At 73.4% G+C, this 24,481-nt stretch carries 16 protein-coding genes; 10 read left to right on the top strand and 6 right to left on the bottom strand.

Annotated elements, in window-relative coordinates; translation table 11 throughout:
• Positions 1–804 (bottom strand): enoyl-CoA-hydratase DpgD, encoded by an 804-nt coding sequence (dpgD, locus tag AB0927_RS09955; protein ID WP_366667039.1) that lies wholly within the window; start codon positions 802–804, stop codon positions 1–3.
• A gap of 46 nt (positions 805–850) precedes the next feature.
• On the opposite strand from dpgD, the gene dpgA reads away from it, so the two are divergent.
• Genes dpgA through AB0927_RS09920 form a run of 7 tightly spaced genes read left to right on the top strand, consistent with a single transcriptional unit; the run spans position 851 to position 7,901 of the window.
• The gene (dpgA, locus tag AB0927_RS09950; RefSeq protein WP_366667112.1) at positions 851–1,975 is read left to right on the top strand and encodes a 3,5-dihydroxyphenylacetyl-CoA synthase DpgA; all 1,125 of its coding nucleotides are present in this window, start codon (positions 851–853) and stop codon (positions 1,973–1,975) included.
• A gap of 20 nt (positions 1,976–1,995) precedes the next feature.
• Positions 1,996–2,670, top strand: a complete 675-nt coding sequence (gene dpgB / locus AB0927_RS09945) for an enoyl-CoA-hydratase DpgB (protein WP_366667038.1) — start codon at positions 1,996–1,998, stop codon at positions 2,668–2,670.
• Positions 2,667–4,019 carry a (3,5-dihydroxyphenyl)acetyl-CoA 1,2-dioxygenase DpgC gene (gene dpgC, locus AB0927_RS09940; protein WP_366667037.1) on the top strand — a complete coding sequence of 451 codons (1,353 nt, stop codon included), beginning with the start codon at positions 2,667–2,669 and terminating at the stop codon, positions 4,017–4,019. The genes dpgB and dpgC overlap by 4 nt, the downstream gene beginning before the upstream one ends.
• Before the next feature lie 6 nt (positions 4,020–4,025).
• The gene (locus tag AB0927_RS09935) at positions 4,026–5,324 is read left to right on the top strand and encodes a PLP-dependent aminotransferase family protein (protein ID WP_366667036.1); all 1,299 of its coding nucleotides are present in this window, start codon (positions 4,026–4,028) and stop codon (positions 5,322–5,324) included.
• Positions 5,321–6,505, top strand: coding sequence for a cytochrome P450 (locus tag AB0927_RS09930; protein ID WP_366667035.1), 1,185 nt, complete (start codon positions 5,321–5,323; stop codon positions 6,503–6,505). Before AB0927_RS09935 ends, AB0927_RS09930 begins: the two co-directional genes overlap by 4 nt.
• Before the next feature lie 12 nt (positions 6,506–6,517).
• Positions 6,518–6,727, top strand: coding sequence for a ferredoxin (locus AB0927_RS09925; protein ID WP_366667034.1), 210 nt, complete (start codon positions 6,518–6,520; stop codon positions 6,725–6,727).
• A gap of 34 nt (positions 6,728–6,761) precedes the next feature.
• Entirely contained in the window at positions 6,762–7,901 is a 1,140-nt protein-coding gene (locus AB0927_RS09920; RefSeq protein ID WP_366667033.1) for a glycine amidinotransferase, read from the top strand.
• Between the two features lie 45 nt (positions 7,902–7,946).
• Here AB0927_RS09920 and AB0927_RS09915 read toward each other — a convergent pair whose 3' ends face one another.
• Both AB0927_RS09915 and AB0927_RS09910 read right to left on the bottom strand, forming a co-directional pair.
• Positions 7,947–9,188: a helix-turn-helix domain-containing protein gene (locus tag AB0927_RS09915; protein WP_366667032.1), complete on the bottom strand. Its 1,242-nt coding sequence runs from the start codon at positions 9,186–9,188 to the stop codon at positions 7,947–7,949.
• 88 nt (positions 9,189–9,276) lie between these two features.
• Complete coding sequence (locus AB0927_RS09910) at positions 9,277–9,438, bottom strand: hypothetical protein (RefSeq protein WP_366667031.1); 162 nt, start codon at positions 9,436–9,438, stop codon at positions 9,277–9,279.
• Between the two features lie 199 nt (positions 9,439–9,637).
• Between AB0927_RS09910 and AB0927_RS09905 the strand changes: the two genes are divergently transcribed.
• The 3 genes from AB0927_RS09905 (at position 9,638) to AB0927_RS09895 (ending at position 13,708) form a co-directional block, all read left to right on the top strand.
• Positions 9,638–10,864: an MFS transporter gene (locus AB0927_RS09905; RefSeq protein WP_366667030.1), complete on the top strand. Its 1,227-nt coding sequence runs from the start codon at positions 9,638–9,640 to the stop codon at positions 10,862–10,864.
• A gap of 244 nt (positions 10,865–11,108) precedes the next feature.
• Positions 11,109–12,317, top strand: a complete 1,209-nt coding sequence (locus tag AB0927_RS09900) for an acyl-protein synthase (protein ID WP_366667029.1) — start codon at positions 11,109–11,111, stop codon at positions 12,315–12,317.
• The gene (locus AB0927_RS09895; RefSeq protein WP_366667028.1) at positions 12,314–13,708 is read left to right on the top strand and encodes an acyl-CoA reductase; all 1,395 of its coding nucleotides are present in this window, start codon (positions 12,314–12,316) and stop codon (positions 13,706–13,708) included. The genes AB0927_RS09900 and AB0927_RS09895 overlap by 4 nt, the downstream gene beginning before the upstream one ends.
• Positions 13,709–13,843: 135 nt before the next feature.
• Here AB0927_RS09895 and AB0927_RS09890 read toward each other — a convergent pair whose 3' ends face one another.
• The 3 genes from AB0927_RS09890 to AB0927_RS09880 are packed head-to-tail and all read right to left on the bottom strand — an operon-like array spanning position 13,844 to position 24,396.
• A complete protein-coding gene (locus AB0927_RS09890; protein ID WP_366667027.1) occupies positions 13,844–15,655 on the bottom strand; it encodes a non-ribosomal peptide synthetase in 1,812 nt (603 codons plus the stop codon).
• A gap of 21 nt (positions 15,656–15,676) precedes the next feature.
• The gene (locus tag AB0927_RS09885; protein WP_366667026.1) at positions 15,677–18,799 is read right to left on the bottom strand and encodes an amino acid adenylation domain-containing protein; all 3,123 of its coding nucleotides are present in this window, start codon (positions 18,797–18,799) and stop codon (positions 15,677–15,679) included.
• Complete coding sequence (locus AB0927_RS09880; protein WP_366667025.1) at positions 18,796–24,396, bottom strand: SDR family NAD(P)-dependent oxidoreductase; 5,601 nt, start codon at positions 24,394–24,396, stop codon at positions 18,796–18,798. The genes AB0927_RS09885 and AB0927_RS09880 overlap by 4 nt, the downstream gene beginning before the upstream one ends.
• Positions 24,397–24,481 lie beyond the last annotated feature (85 nt).

Genomic DNA, 24,481 nt, shown 5'->3' with positions numbered 1-24,481 from the left:
TCAGCGGCCCTGCCAGTTCGGGGCGCGCTTCTCGGCGAAGGCGACCGGTCCCTCGACGGCGTCCCTGCTGTGCATCCGCCGTTCCTCGGCGGGGTAGTGCGCGGCGAACGCCTCGTCGTACGGCAGCGTCGACGCCCTGACCGCCGCCTCCTTGATCGCCCGCACCGACAGGGGCGCGCAGCGCACGATGTCCGCCACCCATTCCTCGACGCACGCGTCGAGCCCGGCGGCCGGTACCACCTCGTTGACCAGGCCGAGTTCATGAGCCCGCCGGGCCGCCATCGGACGGCCCGTCAGCAGGTGGCCCATGGCCGTCTTCCACGGCACCTGCCGGGTCAGCCGGAACACCCCGCCGGCCCCGGCGATCAAGCCCAGCCTGACCTCGGGCAGGGCGAACGTCGCGTCCTCGGAGGCTATGACGATGTCGCACGCCAGGGCGAGTTCGAACCCGCCGCCCAGCGCGTACCCCTGGACCCGGGCCACCACCGGTTTGACCATGTCGAACCGCTCGGTCAGCCGCGGCCAGCCCGGCTTGCCCCGGCTGCCGAACGAGGACGGGGCCGCGGTGCCGGCCTGTTCGCGGCCGGCCAGTTCCTTGAGGTCCTGGCCGACCGAGAAGGACCGGTCCCCGGCGCCCGAGAGCACCGCCACCCACATGTCGTCGTCCGCCTCGAAATCGTCCCAGATCTCCGCGAGTTCCGCGTGCATGCGCAGATTCATCGCATTCAGGACCTCGGGCCGGTCGAGGGTGATCCGGGCGACATGGCCGCTCTTCTCGTAACGCACCGTTGACAGTTGAGACATGGAAATGATTGTAACGTAAGGGAGACCACTCGTGACAGTGACCGAAATGCCCCAGGAAAGCGATACGCAACGGCTTTTCACCGGGCAGAACTCGGCGCCGCCGCGCATCATCGGAATCGGCACCGCGGTGCCGAAGACCTCGTATACACAAGAGGAGATGCTGGACGAGTTCCACATCACCGATCCGCGTATCCGCTCCATATTCCTGAACAGTGCGATCGAGCGCCGGGGGCTGACACTGCCGCCGCTGCGCCCGGACGGCACGCGGGCCACGGAGACCCAGGGCGAGCTGCTGCGCAAGCACGCCACCACCGGTGTGGCCATGGCCAGGGAGGCCATCGAGGCCTGCCTGAAGGACGGCGGCCTCGACCTGGCGGACGTCCGCTACCTGTGCTGCGTCACCACCACCGGCCTGCTCACCCCCGGCTTCTCCGCGCTCCTCATCAAGGAGCTGGGCATCGACGTGCACTGCTCGCGCCTCGACGTCGTCGGCATGGGCTGCAACGCCGGTCTCAACGCCCTGACGGCGGTCGCGGGTTGGGCGAAGGCACACCCGGGCGAGCTGGCCCTGATGGTCTGTGTCGAGGCCTGCTCCGCCGCCTACGTCTTCGACGGCACGATGCGCTCGTCGGTGGTCAACAGCCTGTTCGGTGACGGCAGCGCCGCCATCGCGGTGACCTCCGGCACGGTGGGCACCGCCGACGTCGCGGGCGCCGGCACCCCGGCCCCGGGCCCGGCCCTGCTGAAGTTCTCCAGCTGCATCATTCCCGACGCCGTCGGCGCCATGCGCTACGACTGGGACGACTCCCACGGGAAGTTCAGCTTCTATCTGGACCCGGAAGTCCCCTATGTGGTGGGCGCGCACGCCGAAAAGGCGCTCGACCGGCTCCTCGACGACACCGGTCTGCGTCTCTCCGACATTTCCCACTGGGTCATCCACTCGGGCGGGAAGAAGGTCATCGACTCGGTCCGGGCGAATCTCGGCCTCAGCCGCCACGACGTACGGCACACCACCGGGGTCCTGCGGGACCACGGAAACATCTCCAGCGGCTCGTTCCTGTTCTCCTACGAACGACTGCGCGCCGAAGGCGTGGCCACTCCCGGGGAATTCGGTGTCTTCATGACCATGGGACCGGGATCGACCATCGAAATGGCCCTTGTCGCATGGTGACGAAAGAAAAGGAAAATTCCGTGAACAGCACATCAACCGAGTTCGACGCGACGCGCCCGCTCGCCGAGCTGACCGCCGCCCTCAACTCCCTGTGCGACGAGGCGGAGAGCGAGCGCCACGGCACGGCGCTCGTCCTGCGGCTGAACGTCCCGTCCGTGCCCGCGCGGTGGCCGGGCGAGACCGGCGTCTCCGCGGTCAACCGCTGGGAGCGGGCGGTACGCCGCCTGGAGAAGCTCGACGCGACCACCGTCGTCATCGCCGAGGGCCACTGCGCGGGACCGGCGCTGGAGCTGCTCCTGGCCGCCGACGTCTGCATCGGCGTCTCGGGCCTGACCCTCGGCCTGCCCCTCAACGACGGTCACTTCTGGCCGGGCATGGCCCTGTACCGCCTGGTGCGCCGCCTCGGCGCGCACCGGACCCGGCAGTTGCTGCTGTGGGACACGGACGTCTCCCTGGCGCGGGCCGTGGAGCTCGGTCTGGTCGACCGCAGCGCCGCGGACGCCGAGGCGGCGGAGCACGCCGCGGGCCTGCTGACCGGCCATCTCGCCGACCGCGAGACCGCGTTGCGCCGCCAGCTCATCGACGAGGCGGAGACCACCGAGTACGACGAGGCGCTCGGGATCCACCTGGCCGCCTGCGACCGCGAACTGCGCAGGCTGCGCGCCGCCGACGAGTCCACCGGGAGGGCCGCATGAGCGCCGCCGTACTCGCGGGGCCGGACCTCGCGCCCTCGACACCGCTCCTCTCCGGCGACCTGGCGGCGGACGGCGCCGCCCTGGCCGCGCACACCGCCGAGGCGGAGCGACGGCTCGCCGCGCTCCCGGCCCGGCCGCAGCGCACCCCCGCCCAGCAGGAGGCCGCCGCCCGCCTGCACGACGGCGCGCGCGACGCCCGGCGGGCCTTCCTCGCGCTGCACACCGACGCCGTGTACGACGAGCTGACCGAGCGGCGCACCCGGTATCTGCGCCTGCCGGAGCTGCTGTCGGCCGCGGCGGACCGCTTCCCGGGCCTGGTGCCCACCGCCGGGCAGATGGCGGCGGAGAACGCCCTCGTCCAGGCGGACAAGGACGGCCGGGAGGTCGACCAGGCGATCTTCTGCGGCGCCGTCCTGCGCTCGGCCACCTCGGGTCGTCACCTCGTCGAGGCGATGCTCCGGCCCACGCCCCGCGCGCTGGAGCTGCTGCCGGCCTATCGCGAGACGGGCCGTGTCGAGCTGTCCAGCGTGCTGGTGGAACGCCGCGGGCGGGCCACGCACGTCACCTTCCGCAACACGCACTGTCTCAACGCCGAGACCAACGAGCTGATCGGCGACATGGAGACCGCCGTCGACCTGGTGCTGCTGGACGACGCCAGCGCGGTCGGCGTGCTGCGCGGCGGCGAGGTGGACCACCCCCGCTACCGGGGACGCCGGGTGTTCAGCGCCGGCATCAACCTCAAGGACCTGCGCAACGGCGACATCTCGTTCGTCGGCTTCCTGCTCGGCCGCGAGCTGGGCTACATCAACAAGATGTACCGCGGGCTGGTCATGGACCCCGGTGCCGCCTCATGGGGCGAGCGCACCGTCCAGAAGCCCTGGGTGGGCGCCGTCGACACCTTCGCCATCGGCGGCGGCATGCAGCTGCTGCTGGTGCTCGACCGGGTCATCGCCGAGGAGGGTGCCTACTTCAGTCTCCCGGCCGCCGAGGAGGGCATCGTCCCCGGGCTCGGCAACCTCCGCCTGAACCGGCTCACCGGGGCCAGGACCGCCCGGCAGATCGTCCTGGGCGGGCGCCGCATCGGCACGGACGACCCGGACTTCCGGCTCCTGTGCGACGAGGTCGTCCCGGCCGCGGGGATGGACGAGGCCGTGGAGCGGGCGGTCGGCGAACTCGCCGCGCCGGCCGTGACCGCCAACCGGCACATGCTGGGCCTCGTGGAGGAGCCGCTCGACCTCTACCGCGAGTACCTCGCCGAGTTCGCCGTCGTCCAGGTGGCCCGCTCGTACAGCGAGGACGTGCTCGCCAAGGTGGAGCGGCGCTGGCAGCAGTCCCAGCGCCGGAGCTGAACGGCCATGGTCACTGTGCACATCGACCGACTGCACGGCTCCGTCCAGGCGCCGGTGCTCGGCTCGATCAGCTTCCTGAACGAGGTGATGGGACGGCACCCCGGGGCGATCTCCTTCGCGCCCGGGGCCCCGCACCCGGACACCCTGCCCGAGGCCGACATCCAGCGCCACACCGACCGCTTCCTCGACCACGTCGTGGCGCGGGGGTCGAGCCCGGAGCAGGCGCGCCGTCTGCTGTTCGAGTACGGCCCCAGCCGCGGTCTGATCAACGACATCGTGGCCGAGGCGCTCCGCCGTGATCACGGTGTCGACGTCCCGCCCGAGTCGTATGTGATCACCGTCGGGGCCCAGGAGGCGATGCTGCTGGTCCTGCGCGCCCTGTTCCGCTCGTCCGAGGACGTGCTGGCGGTCGCCCATCCCTGCTTCGTGGGCATCACCGGCGCCGCCCGCCTGCTGGACATCGACGTCGTCGGGGTGGCCGAGACCGCGGACGGTCTCGACCTCGACGCCCTCGAACGGGCCTGCGGACAGGCCCGCGCGGCCGGACGCACCCTGCGCGCCCTCTACGTGGCGCCGGACTACTCCAACCCCGGCGGCAGCCGGATGAGCCTCGACTGCCGTCGCCGGCTGCTCGCCCTCGCCGCCCGCGAGGACCTGCTGATCCTGGAGGACAACGCCTACGGGTTCACCGCCGCGGCCGGCGCCGCGCTGCCGTCCCTGAAGGCGCTGGACACCGAACGCCGGGTGATCCACATCGGCACCTTCGCCAAGACCGCGTTCCCCGGGGCGCGGGTCGGCTTCGTCGTCGCCGACCAGCGGGTGGGCGGCTCGGCGCCGGGCGAGGGCCCGGAGCGTCTCGCCGACGTCCTGGCCACGCTCAAGTCGATGGTCACGGTGAACACCTCGCCGCTCTCCCAGGCGGTGATCGGCGGGATGCTGCTGGAGCACGGCGGATCGCTCGACGCGCTGAGCCGCGCCAAGTCCGCGCTGTACCAGCGCAATCTGCGGCTCCTGCTGGCGGCGCTCGACCGGCATCTGGGCGAGGCGGCGCCGGCGGGGATCCGCTGGAACCGTCCCGACGGCGGCTTCTTCGTCCGCGTCCGGCTGCCCGTCCCCGCGGACACCGCACTGCTCGAAGTGTCCGCGGCCGACTACGGCGTGCTGTGGACGCCCATGCGGCAGTTCTACCTCGACGGCACCGGCGACCACCAGCTCCGGCTCTCGTGCAGCTACCTCGATCCCGACGAGATCGAGGAGGGCGTACGCAGACTCGCCTTGTTCCTCACCAAGGAGACGGGACGATGACCCGAATCGATCCGCACCCCACCGTGCGGCTGAACCCCTTCGATCCCCCGCCGGAACTGGCGAAGTACCGCCAGGACGAGCCCGTCCGGCGGATGCGCTACCCCGACGGCCACACCGGCTGGCTGGTGACCAGCCACGCGCTGGCCCGCAGGCTGCTCACCGACGCGCGCTTCAGCGCGCGGTCGGAGTACAAGCGGGCGCCCGTCTCGCGCCCCGGCGCCGATCCCTTCTACGGGGCACCGGCCCTGCCGGGCTGGCTCGTGGACATGGACGCGCCCGAACACACCCGGCTGCGCCAGCAGTTGGCGGGCAAGTTCACCGCCCGCCGGATCCGGGAGATGCGTCCGCGGGTCGAGGCCATCGTGGACGAGCTGCTGTCGGCGATGGCCGAGCAGGGCGGCCCGGTCGACCTCGTGCAGTCCTTCGCGCTGCCCGTGCCCTCGCTGGTCATCTGTGAACTCCTCGGGGTTCCCTACGCGGACCGGGCCGAGTTCCAGCGCAACAGCGAGATCATCTTCAGCCTCCGGGCGACGGCCGCCGAGGCGTCCCAGGCGATGGACCGGCTCTACGGGTTCCTGCGCGCCATCTCCGAGGGGGGCGGTGACGGCGACGGCCTGCTGAGCACGCTCGCCGCCGACGGCACCCTCGACGCCGAGGAGATCGCCGGCGTCGGGGTCCTGCTGCTGACCGCCGGGCACGAGTCGACGTCGAGTTCGCTCGCCCTGAGCACCTTGGCCCTGCTCGCCCACCCGCAGGAGCTCGCGGCCTTCCGCGACGACCCGTCGATCACGGACAACGCGGTCGAGGAACTCCTGCGCTACCTCTCCGTCTTCCACTTCGGCGTGCCCCGTACCCCGCTGGAGGACGTGGAGTTCGAGGGGCACCTGATGAGGGCGGGCGAGTCGGTGACCCTCTCGATCCCGGCGGCCAACCGGGACCCCGGCTGGTTCGCCGATCCCGACCGTCTCGACTTCACCCGCAAGACCTCCGGGCACATGGCCTTCGGCTACGGCATCCACCAGTGCCTCGGCCAGAACCTGGTCCGCATGGAGATGCGGACGGCGCTGCCCGCGCTCCTGCGCCGCTTCCCCACCCTCGCCCTCGCCGTGCCGCCCGAGGAGGTACCCCTCGCCTCCGACATGAGCGTCTACGGCGTCCACCGTCTGCCCGTCACCTGGTAGGAACCCCACCCCATGCGTCTTTCGATCGATCCCGGCGTCTGTGTCGGATCCGGGCAGTGCGCCCTCGCCGTACCCGAGGTCTTCGACCAGGACGACGAGGACGGCACCGTCGTCCTCCTCGACGACCGCCCCCAGCCCGAACTGCACGACGCCGTACGGGAGGCCGCCGCGCTCTGCCCGGTGCAGGCGATCCTCGCCGGCTCCCCGGCCGGCTCCCTCTGACGTGCCCGCGGCACGGACCCTAAGGAACCCACTCATGCGCCTGAACAGCTACGACGAATGGTCCTCCCTCAAGGAGGTCGTCGTCGGCTCCGCCACCAACTACGCCGCCCGCGTCCGTGATCTGTCCTTCGACATGTTCATCAGCGACAACCTCACCGGCGCCCGCGGCTACTACCCCTCCATCCGCACCTCGCGGGAGGAGGCGAGCACCGAGTCGCCGGAGCGCGTCGCCTTCCGGCAGCGGCTGGCCGACGAACTCGTCGAGGACGTCGAGGGCATGGCCGCCACCCTGGCCTCGCTCGGCGTCAAGGTGCTGCGCCCGCTGGAGCCGGAGACCGTGGACCGCGGGGTGACCACCCCCGCCTGGTCGGCTCCGGTCACCCCGCCGCTGAACGTCCGCGACAACACCCTGATCCTCGGTGACGAGATCATCGAGACGCCGCCGATGCTGCGCGCGCGGTACTTCGAGACCAAGTTCCTGGCGCCCGTCTTCCAGGAGTACTTCCGGCAGGGCGCCCGCTGGACGACGATGCCGCGCCCGATGCTGACGGACCACTCGTTCGACCCCGGCAACGTCGTCAACGCGGCGCCCAACATCGAGGTCCCGCTGGAACCGCGGGACTCGCCGTACGACGTCGGTCTGGAAATGCTCATTGACGGCGCCAACGCCCTTCGTTTCGGCCGCGATCTGATCGTCAACGTGTCCAACGCCAACCACGCGCTGGCCGTGGACTGGCTGGAGCGCCACCTGGAGGGCCGCTTCCGGGTCCACCGCATGGACCGGCTCACCCAGAGCCACATCGACAGCGTCATCGTCGCGCTGCGGCCCGGCCTGCTCCTGCTGCGTTCGGAAGGAGTGCGGGAGTTCCTGCCCGAGGCGCTGCGCAAGTGGGACGTGATCGTGGCGCCCACGCCGGCGCTGGAGGACTACCCGCAGTACGAGAACGGCGACCCGATCCCGCCCAGCCCGTACATCGACCTGAACCTGCTGTCCGTCGACGAGGACACGGTCATGGTCAACGACGCATGCAAGACGCTGATCAGGACGCTGGAGGAGAACAAGTTCACCGTCGTGCCGGTCCGGCACCGGCACCGCAGGCTCTTCGGCGGCGGTTTCCACTGCTTCACCCTGGACACGGTGCGCGCCGGCGGCGCCGAGAACTACCTGGACTGACGCCCTGAGCCGGACGAGCGGCCCCGGCGGTACCGGGGCCGCTCGTCAGTTCTCGGCCAGCTTCAGTGCCTCGGCGAGGGCGCGCCAGACCTCCGCGGCCAGTTCGACGTTGACGGACCTCTGCGCTTCCTTGGCGATGCCCTCCAGTCTGGCCACGGCGGTGGAGTGGTCGCCCGCGACGATCTCGATCTGGTTGCGCAGCACGTCGAGGCGGAGCTGGTCGCGCACGGCGAGGCCGTCGGGGTGTTCGCCGAGCCGGTCGCTGAGGGCGCGGGCATCATCGAACCTGCCCTCGTAGAAGGCGAGCTGGCATTGCAGAAGGAGCAACTCGCGCTGGTGCAGGGGGATTCCCACGAGGTCGGCGACGGCTTCCGCCTCCGCCAGGCGCAGTTGCGCCTCGCGCGTGTCGCGCGGGTCCATGCGCAGGTACAAAGAGGCTGCGGCGAGCCGCAGCCGCATCCACAGCACCGGGTCCTCGCTGCCGGGCAGGGCCTTCAGCGCGCGCGTCATCGCCTCGACGGCGGCGTGCTGGTCGCCCTGGCGCGCGCACACGATCGAGGCCGTCCACAGCACCTCGACCTGGAGGCCCGGCGGGATGTCGTCGTCGAGGGTGTCGACCATCCGGTCGGCGTCCGACCGCGCGCGGTCGAGCTGTCCGCTCTCGGCCTCGATCGAGATAAGGGTCAGCGACGCCTCGACGACGTCGCGGTGCGGCAGGCCGTTCTCCTCGGCGAGCGCGAGCCCTTCCTCCACGCGTGCGCGGGCCCCGGCGGAGTCGCCCGAGGCGCGCAGGCGCCGCGCGAGCCTGACCCGGGAGCGGGCGCGCAGTTCCGGCAGCCCGCTCTGGTCGCCGAGTTCGGTCATCCGGTGCAGCAGGTCGAGTTCCTCGGCCGCCCTGCCCTGCGTCTGGTAACAGCGGGCGAGCGCCCACTGGGCCTGCCAGCGCAGCACGACGTCGGCGTCCTGCTCCTGGAGGAGGGCTTCCTCCAGCAGGGCGGTCATGGCGGGCGACTCGCCGACGCTCATGACGGTGGCGAGCGCCCGGGTCAGCGAGCTGCTCGCGGTGGGGAGGAACGACTCGGGCGTGACGCCGAGCCTCTCGCAGAGGTAGGCGACCACGCGGCCCGTGGGCGGGCGGGCGCCCGATTCCAGCCGTGAGAGGTACGCCGGGGAGATCTCCGCGCCGGCGACCTGCACCTGTGAGAGGCCCTGAGCGACGCGCAGCGCTCGAAGCCGACGCCCGAAGAAGGGCTGCTGGAATTGGATTTGGTCGACCGCGCTGGACATGACCGACAGTTTGCCGCCTGTGGCGGCAAACCGTCAATGCGAGCGCCGTCGATCTGTCATGTAGTTGACTTGATGGGCCCCCAAGCGGTTACGGCCACTCGATCTCGCCGTTGGTCGAGGAGAGCTGGACCTGGTGCCGGCCATGCACGAACTCAGTGCTCGCGGGGGCCTTGCCAGCGCCGATGGCACCGAGCGTGAAGATCACGGCAAACCCGGCAAGAGCAACCATCCGTGCGACGCGGTGCTTCATTTTTCCCCCAGTCCGTGCTGTCGCCTGCCCGCCGGTTCGGCAGGTCCAGAGGGGCGTTCAGCTGGCCCAAGCCAACCACGCCGATTGGCATATGACAAGTGTTGTCAATTCCTTGACAAGCAGCGAAGATGATCTTTAGTCTCCATGTCCGGGGTTGCTCCCCGCAACCCCGCGGTTACCGCGCGATGAACGGGGCTGGATGGATTCGGACGACAAGCCCGGCATAGGCCTGGTCCCCGAGCGCGGGCCCCGGCGCACCCTGGCGATCGCCTTCTTCGTGAGCATGGTCGGAAACGGCCTCTACCTGACGGGTGCCGCCCTCTTCTTCACCCGTTCGGCAGGCCTGTCCGTCTCCCAGGTCGGCCTCGGCATGGGTGCCGCATCCCTGGCCGGGCTGCTCGCGGGAGTCCCGGCCGGACGGCTCGCCGACCGGCGGGGCCCGAAGGAGACCTACCTCGTGACACTCGCCGTACAGGCGGCCGGGGTGGCGGCACTGCTGTCCGTCCACACCTTCTGGCGGTTCCTGGCGGTCATCTGCGTGGCCCAGCTCGCCAACTCGGCGAGCCTCGCGGCACGCGGCCCGCTCGTCCGGGGACTGGCCGGGAAGCACTCCGCCGCGTACCGCTCGTACCTGCGCGCGGCCGGAAACCTCGCGGGCAGCTGCGGCGCCCTGGCGGCCGGGGTCGTGGTGCAACTGGACACCCGGGCCGCGTACACGGCCCTGATCCTCGGCACCGCCCTCACCTTCGCCCTCGCCGCGGTCGTGCTCGGGCGGCTGCCGCGCCTCGCCCCCGTGCCGGTGCCCCCGACGGCCGGCCGCTGGACCGCGCTGAGGGACGGGCCGTTCATGACGGTGACCCTGCTCGACAGCGTCATGTCGATCCAGGGCCAGGTGCTGGTCTTCGCGCTGCCGCTGTGGATCGTCGCCCACCACGAGGCGCCGCGCTGGCTCGTGGGCGTGTGCGCGGTGCTCAACACCCTGATCGTGGTGGCACTCCAGGTCAGGGCGAGCCGAGGCGTCGACTCCAGCGCCGGGGCGAGCCGGGCCGTGCGCCGCTCCGGCCCCGCCTTCCTGCTGGGCATGGCCGTCATCGCCGCGGCGGGAGGCCTGCCCGCGGCGCCGGCCACCGCGCTGGTCCTGACCGGTGTCGTCGTGCACACGGTCGGCGAGCTCTGGCACGAGGCGGCTTCCCTGGAGCTGGGCTTCGCCCTGGCCCCCGAGCACGCGCAGGGCCAGTACTCCGGACTCTTCGGCATGGGGCGCGGCTTCGCGAACGCCCTGGCACCATCTCTGCTCAGCCTCTTCTGCCTCGGCTGGGGAGCCCCCGGCTGGCTGACCCTGGGAGGGATCTTCGTGACCGTGGGACTGGTCATGCCCTACGCCGTCCGCTGGGCCGAACGGACCCGGGCCGGTGATCCCCGATGACGGACCCGGCGGCCACTCCCCCGCCCGGCGACCGCGGGGCGCGGCTCGGCGAACTCCTGTGCTGTGCCGCCTGCGTCGCCCTGCTCGCCAGGGGACACCGCCCGGCGTGCCCGCCTGCCCCGCCACGCGCCGACGGCTCCCCGAGGACCGCGCGGCGCGTCACCACATGGTTCAGGCGCGTCACCGGACTCAACCTCACGGGTCCCGAAGAGATCCATATACGTAGTGATCGAAAAGGAGCGCCATGACAACCGACTTGCCCTCTGACGACGACCTCGCACGCCAACTCCCCTCCCTCGCCAAGTACTTCCAGCCCCTGACGGTGCCGGAGCCCGAGGAACTGCCCCGGGTCCAGGAGCTGTGCGACCTCTCCGACCCCTTCCGCGCCGACGAGTCCACCGACGCCCTGTTCGTCGCGGCCATGCGGGAGATCAATGCCTGGCACGCCCTGCGCAATCCGCTGTACGGGGCCCTGTGGAAGGAGGCGGGGTCGCCGGACCTCGCCGGTGCCGAGCAGATAGCGGACCTGCCGTTCGTACACGTGAACCTGTTCAAGCGGCACGCGCTGGCCTCCATCGCGGACGACGCCGTGCGCCTGCGCCTGACCTCGTCGGGCACGGGCGGCGAGAAGACCGAGATCGGCTTCGACGCCTGGTCCATCGGGGCCGCCCAGCGCATGGACGCCTGGACCGTCAAGGCGCTGGGGCTGATCGACGTCGAACGTCCCGCCAACTACCTCGTCTTCGGATACGAGCCGGATCCGCGGCTCACCGTCGGTGCCGCCCACGGCCTCAGCGAGCTGTGCGACTTCGCGCCCGTCGCCTCCGTCGTGCACGCGCTGCGCAACACCGGCGACGGCCATGAGTTCGACCCCATGGGCTGTGTCGACGCCCTGCTGGACTTCGCGGAGCGCGCGGAGCCGGTGCGGATCGTCGGGTTCCCCGCGCTGCTGCACGCCGTGCTGGAGCGGATGGCCACGATGGGCGTTCCCCCGCTGCGGCTGCCCGAAGGCTCCCTGGTGCTGACCGGCGGCGGCTGGAAGAGCCATGCCGACCGGGCCATCGGGCGCGGGGAGTTCCGGGCGGCGATCGAGCGGCAGCTCGGCATCCCGGGCGAGCGGATCCGGGACTGTTACGGCTCGGTCGAACACTGCCTGCCGTACATCGAGTGCGCGGCGCACCACTTCCATGTGCCGGTGTGGGCCCGCTGTGTCGTGCGGGACGTGCGCACCCTGGATCCGGTGGGATACGGCGACCTGGGCTATCTGCAGTTCGTGTCGCCGTTCATCACGGCGCTGCCCGCCCACAGCATCCTGATGGCCGATCTGGGGACCCTGCACCCGCCGGGCGACTGCGGGATCGCCACACCGTGGTTCGAGGTCCACGGGCGGGCCGGAGTCCGCCGTAACCGTACCTGCGCCGTCGCCGCGGCGGAGCTTCTGGAGGTTCGATGACAACCGTCGCGCAGACCACGCCGTATTACTGGCAGGGGGAATGGGTCGACGAGGAGGAGGCGAGCCGTCGGCTCGGTGGGCTCGGCGGCATTCTGCCCGCCCTCGCCGGGCCGCTGGACGTCGGCCAAGTCCTCGACGCGTGCGAGAGGTTCGCCGGCGCGCTCACCGACCGGGACGGCGCCGAGTACCGCCGGCTGTTCACCGATCTGACCGACCCGGCCACCACCGCTCTCCCCGCCGCCGACGCGGAAGCCGCCCTCGCGGGCCTCGCCGCGGCCCTCGACCGCGGGCTGCTGACCGCCCAGTTGACCGCCGAACTCGGCGGCCCTGCTCCGCACCGGCCCGTTCCGGCGGCCTTCGCGAGCGGTGCGGCGGAACTGTGGCAGCCGATCGGGACCCTGGTGCACATCGCCCCGCGGAACGTGGCCGTCGCCGGGGTGCTCAGCGTCGTCGAGGGGCTGCTCGCCGGCAACGTCAACGTCGTCAAGACCAGTGGCGGGGAAGGTCTGTTCACCCAGCACGCGCTGGCGGCGCTGGCCGACGCCGATCCGTCGGGGCAGGTACGCGACCGGCTGGTCGTGCTGCGGTTCTCCTCCCGCGACACCGAGTGGCTGCGTCAGCTGTGCCGCCCGGCCGACGCGGTGGCGGTCTGGGGGACCGAGGAGGCGGTCGAGGGGGTCGCGCGGTTCCTGCCGTCCGGGTGCCGGCTGGTCGAATGGGGGCCCAAGATCTCCCTCGCCTATCTCGACCGGACGGGCGGGCGCCGGGACGGGGAGGCGCTGCGGGCGCTGGCGCGGGACATCCTGCGCAACGGTCAGCGCACCTGCACGAGCCCCCAGGTCGTCTATGTCGACACGGACGACGCGGAGGTGCTGTTCGCCGAGGCCCGCGCCGTCGCGGACGCGTTGGCGGCCGAGGCGGACGGATTTCCCGAGTTCCCGAGGGAGACGGCCGAACAGGCGGAGGTCACGAACGTCGTCACGGTCGCCCGCCTGGAGGAACACCTGGGCCTGACCCGGACGTTCAGCGGGCCCGGCGGCCGCTGGCACGTGCTCGCCGACAAGCGGCCCGGCCTCGCCGCCTCTCCCCTGTTCGCGACCGTCTGGGTCAAGCCGCTGCCGCGCGAGGAGATCGTGCGGGTGCTCCACCCGATGCGCCGGTATCTCCAGACCGTGGGACTGCACGCCGCGGACGACCACGCCCTGCCGCTCGCCACCGAGTTCTTCCGGGCGGGCGCGCTGCGGGTCACACGGCTGGGGTCCATGCTGGACAGCTACCCGGGCGAGCCGCATGACGGGCAGCTGGCGCTCCAGCGCTACAGCCGCAGGGTCAGCGTCGCGACGGCGGGGGTCTCCGGGCGCCCCGGGCTCCAGGGGCACAACGAGCGCTGACATGGGGGTTCAACGATCGCTTGACTAGCCGAAAACGATCGTTGACAGTCCGTGTCCGTCCATAGCACGATCATGCGGCGGGGGCTGCGGCTACGGGGGTGCCGCCGCCCCCGCCGCTGCCCCCTGCCCTCTCCCCTACTCGCCTCCGGCCTGGGCGTTCCCGCTGATGGCTGAGGCGAACTCGGCGACCTCGGAGACCTCGAAGACCAGGTGCATGGGGACCTGGAGGCCGGTGCGCCGCTCCAGCTCGCGCACGGCGCGGATGGCGCGGAACGAATCACCGCCGAGCGCGAAGAAGTCGTCCGTCGGGCCGAGCGGCCCGGCGCCCAGGACCTCGGCCCAGATCTCCGCGACCACGGCTTCCAGATCGGGGCCGTCCGGTGACGGGGCGGAGCCGCTGGTCGCCGGAAGGGCCTCGCCGGCGCGCGCGGTGAGGACGGCGTGGTCCAGCTTGCCGTTCGGGGTCAGCGGGAAGTGGTCCAGGGAGACCAGCGCGGCGGGCACCATGTGGGCCGGGAGACGGTCCGCGATGAAGGCGCGCACCCCTTCCAGTCCTTGTCCGGGGTCCGCGTCGCCCTTCTCCAGGACGAGGAAGCCGACCAGCCGGGTCTCGTGGCCGGTGCCGTGGGCGATGACGGCGGCCTGGCGCACCCCGGGGGCGGCGAGCGCGGTGCTCTCTATCTCGCCGGGCTCGATCCGGAAGCCGCGGACCTTGATCTGGCGGTCCACCCGGCCCAGGTACTCCAGTTGGCCCGGCGTGTGCTCGCGGACCAGGTCGCCGGAGCGGTAGAGGAGGCCGGCGGACGGGTCCACCGGGTCCTTGACGAAGCGCTCGGCGGTGAGTTCGGGGCGGTTGTGGTAGCCGAGCGAGACGCCGACGCCGCCGATGTACAGCTCACCGGGCTCGCCCGGCGCGACGGGCCGCCCCTGTTCGTCCAGGACGCGCAGCGTGGTGTCGTCGATGGCGGAGCCGATCAGCACCGTCTGGGGGTCGGGGTCGCGCGGGCACACCCAGGCGGTGCAGTACATGGTGCACTCGCTGGGGCCGTAGAGGTTGCTGAGGGTGGCGTTCGAGCGGCTGTGGAAGCGCCGTACCAGCTCGGGGCCGAGGGCCTCGCCGCCGGTCAGGGCCTGGCGCAGGCCGTCGACGCGTTCGCCGGGGCGCAGGGCCAGCAGGAACAGTTCCAGCAGGGAGACGACCCACCACACGGTGGTGACGCGGTGGTCGCGGATGAGCCGGGCCAGGTGGTCGGGGTCGCGCTGGCGGCCGGGGGCCGCGACGACGATGGCGGCGCCGTGCAGGAGGGGCCAGTACACCTCCACGAGGAACATGTCGAACGTGCAGGCGGTGTGGTGCAGGACCCGGTCGGTGTCGTCGATCGGGTGGCTGTTCTGCAGGGAGCGCAGCCGGGCGCTGACACCGCGGTGGCTGAGCAGCGAGCCCTTGGGGCGGCCGGTCGAGCCGGAGGTGTAGATGATCACCGCGGGGCTGTCGGCGAGGTCCGGCGCGGGCGTGAAGTCCCCGGCCTCCACCGGTGCTCCGGCGCACTCCTCCACGGTCAAAACGGGGGTGCCGAGGTCGTCGGGCAGGGTGGCGCGGAGCGCGGCGGACGTCAGGAGCAGCCGGGGCTCGCTGTCGTCCAGCAGGAACTGGACGCGCTCGCGCGGGTTGGCGGTGTCGATGGCCACGTGGGCGCCGCCGGCGAGGACCACGGCGGTGACCGCGATGACGAAGTCCGCCGAGCGCTCCAGCAGGACGGCCACCCGGTCACCGGGCCGGACCCCGTGTGCGCGCAGCAGGGTGGCGGTGTGTACGGCGCGGTCGCGGACCTCGCCGGCGAGGAGGACGTCGCCGCCGTCCACGACGGCCTGGTGCGTGGGGTGGGCGGCCCAGCGGGCGAGCAGGGCGGTGTCGAGGCGGTGGGCGGCGTCGGGGGGCGTTTCCATGGTGTGGGGCACCTTTCTGGGTCAGTTCTCGGCGGCCGTGATCCGGGCGATGCCGGCCGCGAGTTCGCGCACCGTGGAGTAGTCGAAGAGCACCTCGACGTCGAAGTCGGTGCCCAGTTCGGACTGGATGCGCGCGGCCAGGCGCATGGCGCGCAGCGAGTCGCCGCCCAGGTCGAAGAAGTCGTCGTCGGGCCCGACCTCGGGCAGGGCGAGCGCCTCCCGGAAGAGGCGGGCGACCAGTTCCTCCAGGTCGTGCGGGGTGACCTCGGCGTCCGGGCGGGCGATCGGGGCGGGCTCGTCGGCGGGGACGGTGAGCGCGAGGAGGTCGGTCTTGCCCGCGGGGGTCAGGGGCAGTTCGTCCAGGGTGACGAGGACTTCGGGGATCATGTACGAGGGCAGCCGCAGCCGCAGCCGTTCGCGCAGCCGTTCCGGGGTGACCGGCGCCCCGACTTCCGCGGGTACGGTCCAGGCGACGAGGCGGTCGTCGCGGGCGGCGACGACGGCGGCCGCGATGCCGGGCATGTCGAGGAGCACCTGTTCGATCTCGCCGGGCTCGATGCGGTAGCCGCGGAGCTTGAGCTGGCGGTCGATGCGGCCGAGGACCTCGACGCGGCCGTCCGGCAGCACCCGGGCGTGGTCGCCGGTGCGGAACATCCGGGAGCCGGGGGCGTAGGGGTCGGTGACGAACCGTTCGGCGGTGAGGTCGGGGAGGTTCCAGTAGCCCTCGGCGACGCCGTCGCCGCCGATGCACAGTTCGCCGACGCAGCCGACGGGGACCAGCGCGCCGTCGCGGTCCAGGACGCGCAGGGTGGTGTTGGACAGGGGCCGGCCGACGGTGACCCGGGTGGTCTCGGCGTGGATCTCCTCGACGCTGGAGTAGACGGTGGTCTCGGTCGGGCCGTACATGTTCCACACCGACTGGCCGCGCTTGGCCAGCGGTTCGGCCAGGTCGGGCGGGAACGCCTCCCCGCAGCTGTACAGCCGGGGCCTGCCGTGGCCCTGCCAGCCGGAGTCGAGCAGGGCCCGGTAGCGGGAGGGGGTGGCCTGGAGGGCGGTGATGCCGTGCCGGGTGAGGTAGGCGTCCACGTCGCGACCGCTGAGTCCGAGGGTGCCGCCGCCGATGTGGACGGTGGCCCCGACGGCGAGCGGTACGAGGAGTTCGGCCAGGGAGGTGTCGAAGGTGAGGGTGGTCAGGGCCAGGAACCGGTCGTCGGCGGTGAGTCCGGGGTGGCGCAGGGCCAGGCTGTCCACCAGGTTGGCGAGCGCGCGGTGGCTCACGGCGACGCCCTTGGGGCGGCCGGTGGAGCCGGAGGTGTGGATGACGTAGGCGAGCCGGTCCGGTGCGCAGCCGGGCAGCGCGGCGGCGGCCGCCGGGTCGGCGGGCGCGAGGGGCTCGTTCGAGAGGTCGAGGACGGTGCCGTCCCAGCCGTCGGGGCGCAGGGCCGCCGTGGCGTCGGTGAGCAGCACCGCGGGGGCCGCGTCGGCGAGGACGTAGGCGATCCGGTCGGCCGGGTGCGCGGGGTCGAGGGGGACGAACGCGGCGCCGGCCCGGGCGATCGCCAGCAGGGCGGTGACGAGGTCGGCGCCGCGGCTCAGGCAGACGGCCACCCGGTCACCGGGGCCCACCTGGTGCTCGGTCAGCCGGAGCGCCAACGCCGTCGCACGCTCGTCCAGTTGGCGGTAACTGTAGGTGGCGTCGGCGCCGACGACGGCGGGGTGGCCGGGACGGGTGCGGACCGCCTCGGCGATGAGGTCCGCGAGCAGGGCGCGCGGCGGGGTGCGGTCGACGTCCGCGCCGTTCCAGCGGTCGAGGAGCAGGGCACGCGTCTCCTCGGGCACGGCGAGGAGTTCCCGGACGGGCCGGCCGGGGCGGTCGGCGAGGCGTTCCAGTACGGCGGTGAACTGGCGGAGCACGCCCCGTGCCTCGTCCTCGTCGAACACGGCCGAGTCCACGATCAGTTGGACGTGCAGGTCGCCCGCGGCGCGGACCACGAGGGTGGCGCGGTAGTTGGTACGGGTCTCGTAGCGGACGTCGGTGGTGCGCAGCGCGCCGTCGGCGAGGACGGCCTCGGAGGCGTCCGGGTAGTTCTCGAACACGACGACGGTGTCGAAGAGTTGCGCGCCGCGCGCCGTTCCCGCCCAGCGCTGCACGTCGGTCAGCGGCGTGTGCTGGTGTTCGAGGACGGGGTGACGGGAGGCCGCGTAGCGGGTCAGCCACTCCTCGGCGGGCAGGTCCTGGTCGACGCGGGCGCGTACGGGCACGGTGTTGATGAACATGCCGATCATGGCGTCGGCCCCCGGCAGCGGGGGGCGGCCCGCGACGGTGACGCCGAACACCACGTCGTCGCGGCCGCAGTAGCGGGCGACCGTGCCGGCCCAGGCGGCCTCGACCAGGCTGCCGAGGGTGGTGGAGCGGGCGGCGGCGAGGGCGCGCAGCCTCCCCGCGAGCGCGGCGGGCAGGGTGGCGCGGACGGTGCGGAACTCGCCGGACGGCTTCGCTCCGGGCCGCACGCGCGGCAGGGTGAACACGGCCGGTTCGGTGTAGCCGTCCAGGTAGGCGGTCCAGAACGCGCGGTCCCGTGCGGGGTCCTGGCGGCGCAGCCAGGCGATGTACTCCCGGAAGGCGGGCGGCGGGGGCGGGCTGGCGGCGTCGGGGCGGGCGAGGCGGGCGGTGACGTCCGCGAGCAGCAGGGCGGCCGACCAGCCGTCGAGGATCATGTGGTGGTAGGTCCACACCATCAGGTGCTCGTCGGAGCCCAGCCGCAGGGCGAGCAGCCGCATCAACGGCGCCCGGGTGAGGTCGAACGGCTCGGCGCGGCGGCGGGCGATCTCCTCGTCCACGGCCCGGTCGCGGGCCGCGCCGTCCAGGTCCGTGAGGTCGTGGACGTCGATGCGGACGTCCGCGCCCGGCAGGACGACCTGGCGGGGGGCGCTGATGCGTTCGTGGACGAAGGCGGTGCGCAGCACGGGGTGCCGGGCGACCGCGGAGCGCCAGGCCGCCGTCAGGGCGTCGAGGTCGAGCGGGCCGAGGAGGCGGAACGTCGTGGTCTCGACGTAGAGGGCCTGGTCCGGGGAGGTGGTGGTGTGGAAGAGCATCCCTTCCTGGGCCGGCGAGAGGGGGTAGATGTCCTCGATGTCGTTCACTGGGTGTCCTCTCCGGACCGGAACAGGTTCATGACCTGGGCCAGGTCCTCGGTGCTGAGGTCCGCGTCCGGGAAGGGATCCGGGTCGGGGTTGGGGTTGGAGTTGGGGGCTGGGTCGTGGGCGGGGGTGGCTGCGGGCGCGTCGGACCGGGCGGGTACGGCGGACTGGGCGGGTTCGGCGGGCGGGGACGGTTCGGTCGCCGCGAGCCGGGCGGCGAGGGCGCCGGGGGTGGGGTGGGTGAAGATGTCGCCGGGTGAGACCGGCAGGCCGGCGCGGCCCATCTCGTCGGCGATCTGCACGATGGTGAGCGAGTCGGCGCCCAGCTCGAACAGGTTGTCCCCGGCGGTGACGGCGGGCAGGCCGAGCATGTGGGCCCAGATGCCGGCGATCCGGGCGGGGATGTCGTCCGTGCTCAGCCCGTTGCCGCCTTCGTGCGAGGGGGCGGGGCGCGTCGGGGCGGCGGGCTGGGGCCGGTTGGCCCTGGGGGTGACCAGGACATGCGCCAAGTGCGGGTTTTCCAGGACGCGTTCCAGGGCGCGCAGACCCTCGCCGGTGGGGATGCCCGCTCCGGGGTCCTCGGCGGCGGGCCGGGCGGCGGGGGCGGGCTCCGGGGCGGAGGCGGCGGGGCGCAGGACGAACCCCTCGACGGTCACGGTGGGTTGACCGTCCGGGTCGGTCAGCGTGACGTCGGCCACGAGGGTGTCGGCCTCGGCGGCCGGGTCACCCGAGCGCAGCACGATCCGCGCGTGCGTCAGCGCCCCGATGTCCTGATGGAGCGTCAACTTATGGTAGGCGACCGGGAGATGGCGTCCGGTTGCCTGGGCGACGGCACCGGTCGCCGCGTCCAGCAGTGCCGGGTGCAGCGGGTGCGCCTCGGTGTCCTCGTGGTAGCGCTCGGGCAGGCGCAGGGTCAGCAGCAGGTGCCGCTCGTCCTCCTGGCCGCCGGGTACGGCACGTGCCACGCACGCCCAGCGGGGTCCCGTCTCCAGGAGGCCCCCGGACGCGCGCGCCGGCGGCTCGGTGCCGGGGGCGTCGGCCGGGAGGAGGGGTGTGAGGTCGAGGCGCCCGGGGCGGGGGGTGTCCTCGTGCCGGATGCGGCCCTGCGCGTGGGGCCGGGTGGGCGCGGCGGAGGACCATACCTCCCAGTCGTGACCGCTTCCCGGGCGGGGGCGCAGCCGTACGACGACGTGTTCCGCGGGCATGTGCAGGGGGCTGGTGAACACCGCGTCGAGCACGACCGGTTGGTGACGGGCGGTCCCGGTGTCCGGCAGGAGGCGGTGGGCGGCGACGGCCAGGTCGAGGAGGGCCGTTCCGGGCAGCACCGGTTCGCCGGACAGGCGGTGTTCCTCGGCCGGCCAGGAGGTCTGGGGGCCGTTGCGCAGCAGGAGTTCGTGCCAGCCGTCGGACGTCACGCGGCGGGCCGCGAACAGCGGATGGTCCAGCGGTTCGCCCTCGCCGGCCGGCCAGCCGAGGGTCGTGTGGCGCACCGCCATTCCCGTCTCGGACCACCGGTCCCAGCCGATCGAGACGGCCGTGTCGGTGGTGTGCGCGTAACTGTCGAGGAAGGCGTTGGCCGCGGCGTAGTCACCCTGGCCGGGGGCGCCGGCGACGGCGAGGACCGAGGAGCACAGCACCATGACGGGGTGGTCCGGTTCGGTCAGCCGGTGCAGCAGCACGGTGCCGCGGACCTTCGGTTCCAGGACGCGGGCGATGTCCTCGGGGGCGCGCAGGGCCATGACGTTGCCGCCCGGGACTCCGGCGGCGTGCACGACCGCGGCGATACGGCCGTACCGCGCGCGGACCTCGTCCAGGGCGGTGGCGAGGCCCGCCTCGTCGCAGACGTCGCACTGGACGACGCAGACCTCGGCGCCCTGTCCGGCGAGCCGGGTCAGGAACGCGGCGAGGGCGGGCGGACCTTCCGCCGCGGGGGCGGCGCTCCCGGGGCGGATCACCCGCCAGGCCGGTCCGTCCGGCACCGGGCGGCGGGTCAGCAGGACGAGGGTGCGGCCCGGCTCGGCCAGCCGGTCGGCGACGGCGGCGCCGATCCCGCCCAGACCACCGGTGATCAGCCAGGTGCCGGTGGGCAGGTGCGCCGAGGGCTCGTCCCGGGGGGCGAGGACGGGGCGGGACGGTTCGGGGGCCAGCCGGGAGCGTCCGCGCAGGGCGATGACGGGGGCCGACGGATCGGGGTCGACGCCGCCGAGCGCGGACAGTTCGGCGGCCACGGCTTCGGCCGCGCGGGTGAGGCCGGGACCCGAGCGGGGGAAGTGGCCGAGGTCCAGGACGCGCACCGCGCAGCCGGGCACTTCGCGGGGCAGGACGCGGGCGGGGCCGGTGGCCGCGGCGGCCTGGGGGGTGCGGGGGCGTTGCCCGCCCACGGCGAGGGCCTCCTCGCTGACCAGGAGCAGGCGCGGCGGGCGGTCCGGGAACCGGTCGCCGAGGGCCCGGCACAGCGCGGCGGGGACGGTCACGGCCCGCAGCGCGGACCGTGCCATGTCGTCGGGGCTCGCCTGGTCGACGGGGAGGTCGTCCAGGGCCCAGCAGGAGAGGACGGCGTCGGGCGCGGCGCCGGTGGCCGCGAGCGCGGCGGCCAGGGCGGGGAAGGACTCGGGGTCGTCGGGGTCGATGCGGTGGCCGTCGCCGTCGGCCGCCAGACCGCACCCCGGGTCTCCGGAATTCACCCGGTGGACGCGCGCGCCGTCGCGGGTGAGGCGGGCGGCGACCTCGTCGGCGAGGCCGGAGCGGTCGGCGAGGAGGAGGACCGTGCCGGGTACGGCGGTCGGGGCCGGCGGCAGGGTGGGCGACCAGGTGAGGACGTGGAGCCAGTCGTCGAGCGGGGCGCCGGTGGCGGGCGCGGGGTCCGGCTGGACGGGAGCCGGGGCGGAGGGGGCGAGCGGGGCCGGGGCGGAGGCGGCGGCCGGTTCGAACCAGTGGCGGGTCCGGGCGAACGGGTACGTCGGCAGGGGGACCCGGCGGCGGCCGGTCCGCTCCCCCAGCGCCGACCAGTCGAGGCCGGCTCCGTGCTCCCACAGCCGGGCCACGGTGGTGAGGCGGGCCGGGGGCTCGACGCCGGGGCGGCCGAGGCCCGGGAGGGCGGTGCGGCCGGTGCCGAGCGTGCGGCGGGCGAAGCCGGTGAGCGCGGTGCCGGGTCCGGCCTCCAGCAGGACGGCGCCGTCGGGCAGGGCGCGCAGGGCGTCGGCGAAGCGGACCGGTTCGCGTAGCTGCCGCGCCCAGTAGCCCGGCGACATCGCCTCTTCGGCGCTGAGGGGCCGCCCGTACAGGGAGGAGACGAGGGGGACGACGGGCGGCCGCGTCGGCGTGGCGGCGACCAGCGCGGCGAAGTCGTCCGGCAGGCCGTCGGCGTGGCGGGTGTGGAACGCGTGCCGCACGGACAGGGGACGGGCCGGCACGCCCGCGTCGGCGAGCAGGCCGGCGAGGCGGGCGATCGCCGCGGGGTCACCGGCCGCCGTACAGCGGTCGGGCGCGTTGACGGCGGAGATCTCGGGCGCGGCCGTCCCGTACCGCTCCCAGTCCGCGTCGGCGAGGAGGGCGCGCAGTTCGGCCTCGGGCAGCGGTATGGCGAGCATGGCGCCCTCGGGCATCGTGGCCATCAGCGCGCCGCGCCGGGCCACCAGCCGGGCCGCGTCCGGCAGGGTGAACACCCCCGCGGCGCAGGCCGCGGCGAGTTCGCCGACGCTGTGCCCGGCCAGTACGGCGGGGCGCAGGCCCAGCGCAGTCCACCACTCGGTCAGCGCGTGCCCGACGGCGAACAGGGCGGGCTGGGCCACCTCGGTGCGTTCGAGGCCGCCGGGGTGCGCGGGGTCCAGCAGGATCTCGCGCAGCGGGGCGTCGGTCCAGGGCCGCAGGGCGTCCAGGCAGCGGTCGAGGGCCGCGCGGAAGACCGGTTCGTGGGCGTACGGTTCGGCGGCCATGCCGGGGCTTCCGGCCCCCTGGCCGGGGTAGAGCAGGGCCACCCCGGGGAAGGTGTCCGCCGCGCGTACGGGCGCGCCGGACCGGTCGGCGCCGAGCGCGTCCGTCGTACTCGGCGCCGCGGAACCGGCCCCGACCACGAGAGCCCGGCGCCACGGGTGCGGCTCGCGGCCCGTCTGCACGGTGTGGGCGGCGTCGGCCAGGTCGGGGGCGCCGGAGCCGGCCAGTGTCTCCCGGAAGCGGTCGGTGAGGCGGTCCAGGGCCTCGGGGGCGCGGGCGGACAGGGGCAGCACCTGCCAGGTGCCCGTACGGTCGGCGCGCGGGGCGGGGCGGGCGGCCGGCGGGGCGTCCTGGAGGATCACGTGGGCGTTCGTACCGCCGATGCCGAAGGAGCTGACGCCCGCGGTGCGGGTGCCGTCCGCACCGGGCCAGGGTTCGGGTTCGGTGAGGACGCGGAAGCGTCGCGGGTCCAGGTCCTGGCTCGGCTTCTCGAAGTGCGCGGTGGGCAGCAGCGTGCGGTGGTGGAGGGCGAGCACCGTCTTGACGAGTGCGGCCATCCCCGCGCAGGTGTCCAGGTGGCCGACGTTGGACTTGACCGCGCCGAGGACGCGGCGGTCGTCCGGGGCGTTGGCGAACACCCGGTTCAGTGCGGCGAGTTCGATGCGGTCGCCCAGGGCCGTGCCGGTGCCGTGCGCCTCGACGCAGGAGATGTCGGCGGGTTCCACCCCGGCGACGGCCTGCGCCGCGGTGATGACCCGGACCTGCCCGTCCAGGCCGGGCGCGGTGAAGCCAACCTTGCGGTCGCCGTCGTTGTTGAGCGCGGAGCCGAGCAGTACGGCCCGTACCGTGTCGCCGTCGCGCACGGCGTCCGCGAGCCGCTTGAGGACGACGACGCCGACGCCGCTGCCGAAGACCGTGCCGGTCGCGGCGGCGTCGAAGGGGCGGCAGTGGCCGTCCGCCGACAGGATGCCGCCCTCGGTGTGCAGATAGCCGAGCCCCTGGGCGACGCCCGCGGACACCGCTCCCGCGAGGGCGAGGTCGCACTCGCCGCTGAGCAGCGCCTCCGCGGCGAGATGGACCGCCACCAGCGCGGAGGAGCAGGCGGTCTGCACGCTGAGGCTCGGACCGGTCAGACCGAGCCGGTACGAGGTCTGCGTGGCCAGGTAGTCCTTGTCGCCCCCGGCCAGCCACTGCACGTCGGCGCGGTGGCCGAGCTGCGCGGCGTGCGGCAGCAGATGGTGGGTCAGGTACGAGTTGAAGCCGGCCGACGCGTAGACCGCCACGTCGCCCGCCATGTTGCGGGTGCGCTGCCCGGCGTCCTCCAGCGCGGTCACGGCGCACTGGAGGAACAGCCGCTGCTGGGGGTCCATCAGCGCGGCGTCGGCGGGAGTGATGCCGAAGTACTCGGCGTCGAACTCGTCGATGCCCTCCAGCACTCCCCCGGCGGGCACGAACCGGGGGTCCGCGAGGCGTTCGGCGCTCACGCCGAGGGCGGCCAGCTCGTCGTGGTCGCGGAAGGTGATGCTGTCGCGGCCGGCCAGCAGGTTGTCCCAGAAGGCCGTGGCGTCGGGCGCGCCGGGGAACCGGCAGGCGAGCCCGGTCACGGCGATCGCGTCCGGCAGGTCCGCCGAGGCGTCGGGACCGTACCCGGTGTCCTGACTGGTCATCGAAGTCTTTCTCCTATCGGGGCGGTACAGGCCGCGGGGCACGGCGATGCGGGCCGCGGGTCGAGGTCCGCGCGGGCGGGCGGTA

This window comes from Streptomyces sp. NPDC048106 (assembly GCF_040706415.1).
In the GTDB taxonomy this organism is placed as follows: Bacteria; Actinomycetota; Actinomycetes; order Streptomycetales; family Streptomycetaceae; genus Streptomyces.
This window is presented reverse-complemented; position numbering and strand designations above follow the sequence as displayed.

What these genes read in the sequence shown, in the direction of transcription:
- AB0927_RS09880 (WP_366667025.1), bottom strand. Translation starts at nt 24,396, where the DNA reads ATGACCAGTCAGGACACCGGGTACGGTCCCGACGCCTCGGCGGACCTG.
- AB0927_RS09915 (WP_366667032.1), bottom strand. Translation starts at nt 9,188, where the DNA reads ATGTCCAGCGCGGTCGACCAAATCCAATTCCAGCAGCCCTTCTTCGGG.
- AB0927_RS09905 (WP_366667030.1), top strand. Translation starts at nt 9,638, where the DNA reads ATGGATTCGGACGACAAGCCCGGCATAGGCCTGGTCCCCGAGCGCGGG.
- AB0927_RS09910 (WP_366667031.1), bottom strand. Translation starts at nt 9,438, where the DNA reads ATGAAGCACCGCGTCGCACGGATGGTTGCTCTTGCCGGGTTTGCCGTG.
- AB0927_RS09930 (WP_366667035.1), top strand. Translation starts at nt 5,321, where the DNA reads ATGACCCGAATCGATCCGCACCCCACCGTGCGGCTGAACCCCTTCGAT.
- dpgA (WP_366667112.1), top strand. Translation starts at nt 851, where the DNA reads ATGCCCCAGGAAAGCGATACGCAACGGCTTTTCACCGGGCAGAACTCG.
- AB0927_RS09890 (WP_366667027.1), bottom strand. Translation starts at nt 15,655, where the DNA reads ATGGAAACGCCCCCCGACGCCGCCCACCGCCTCGACACCGCCCTGCTC.
- AB0927_RS09900 (WP_366667029.1), top strand. Translation starts at nt 11,109, where the DNA reads ATGACAACCGACTTGCCCTCTGACGACGACCTCGCACGCCAACTCCCC.
- AB0927_RS09935 (WP_366667036.1), top strand. Translation starts at nt 4,026, where the DNA reads ATGGTCACTGTGCACATCGACCGACTGCACGGCTCCGTCCAGGCGCCG.
- AB0927_RS09895 (WP_366667028.1), top strand. Translation starts at nt 12,314, where the DNA reads ATGACAACCGTCGCGCAGACCACGCCGTATTACTGGCAGGGGGAATGG.
- dpgC (WP_366667037.1), top strand. Translation starts at nt 2,667, where the DNA reads ATGAGCGCCGCCGTACTCGCGGGGCCGGACCTCGCGCCCTCGACACCG.
- dpgD (WP_366667039.1), bottom strand. Translation starts at nt 804, where the DNA reads ATGTCTCAACTGTCAACGGTGCGTTACGAGAAGAGCGGCCATGTCGCC.
- AB0927_RS09920 (WP_366667033.1), top strand. Translation starts at nt 6,762, where the DNA reads ATGCGCCTGAACAGCTACGACGAATGGTCCTCCCTCAAGGAGGTCGTC.
- AB0927_RS09925 (WP_366667034.1), top strand. Translation starts at nt 6,518, where the DNA reads ATGCGTCTTTCGATCGATCCCGGCGTCTGTGTCGGATCCGGGCAGTGC.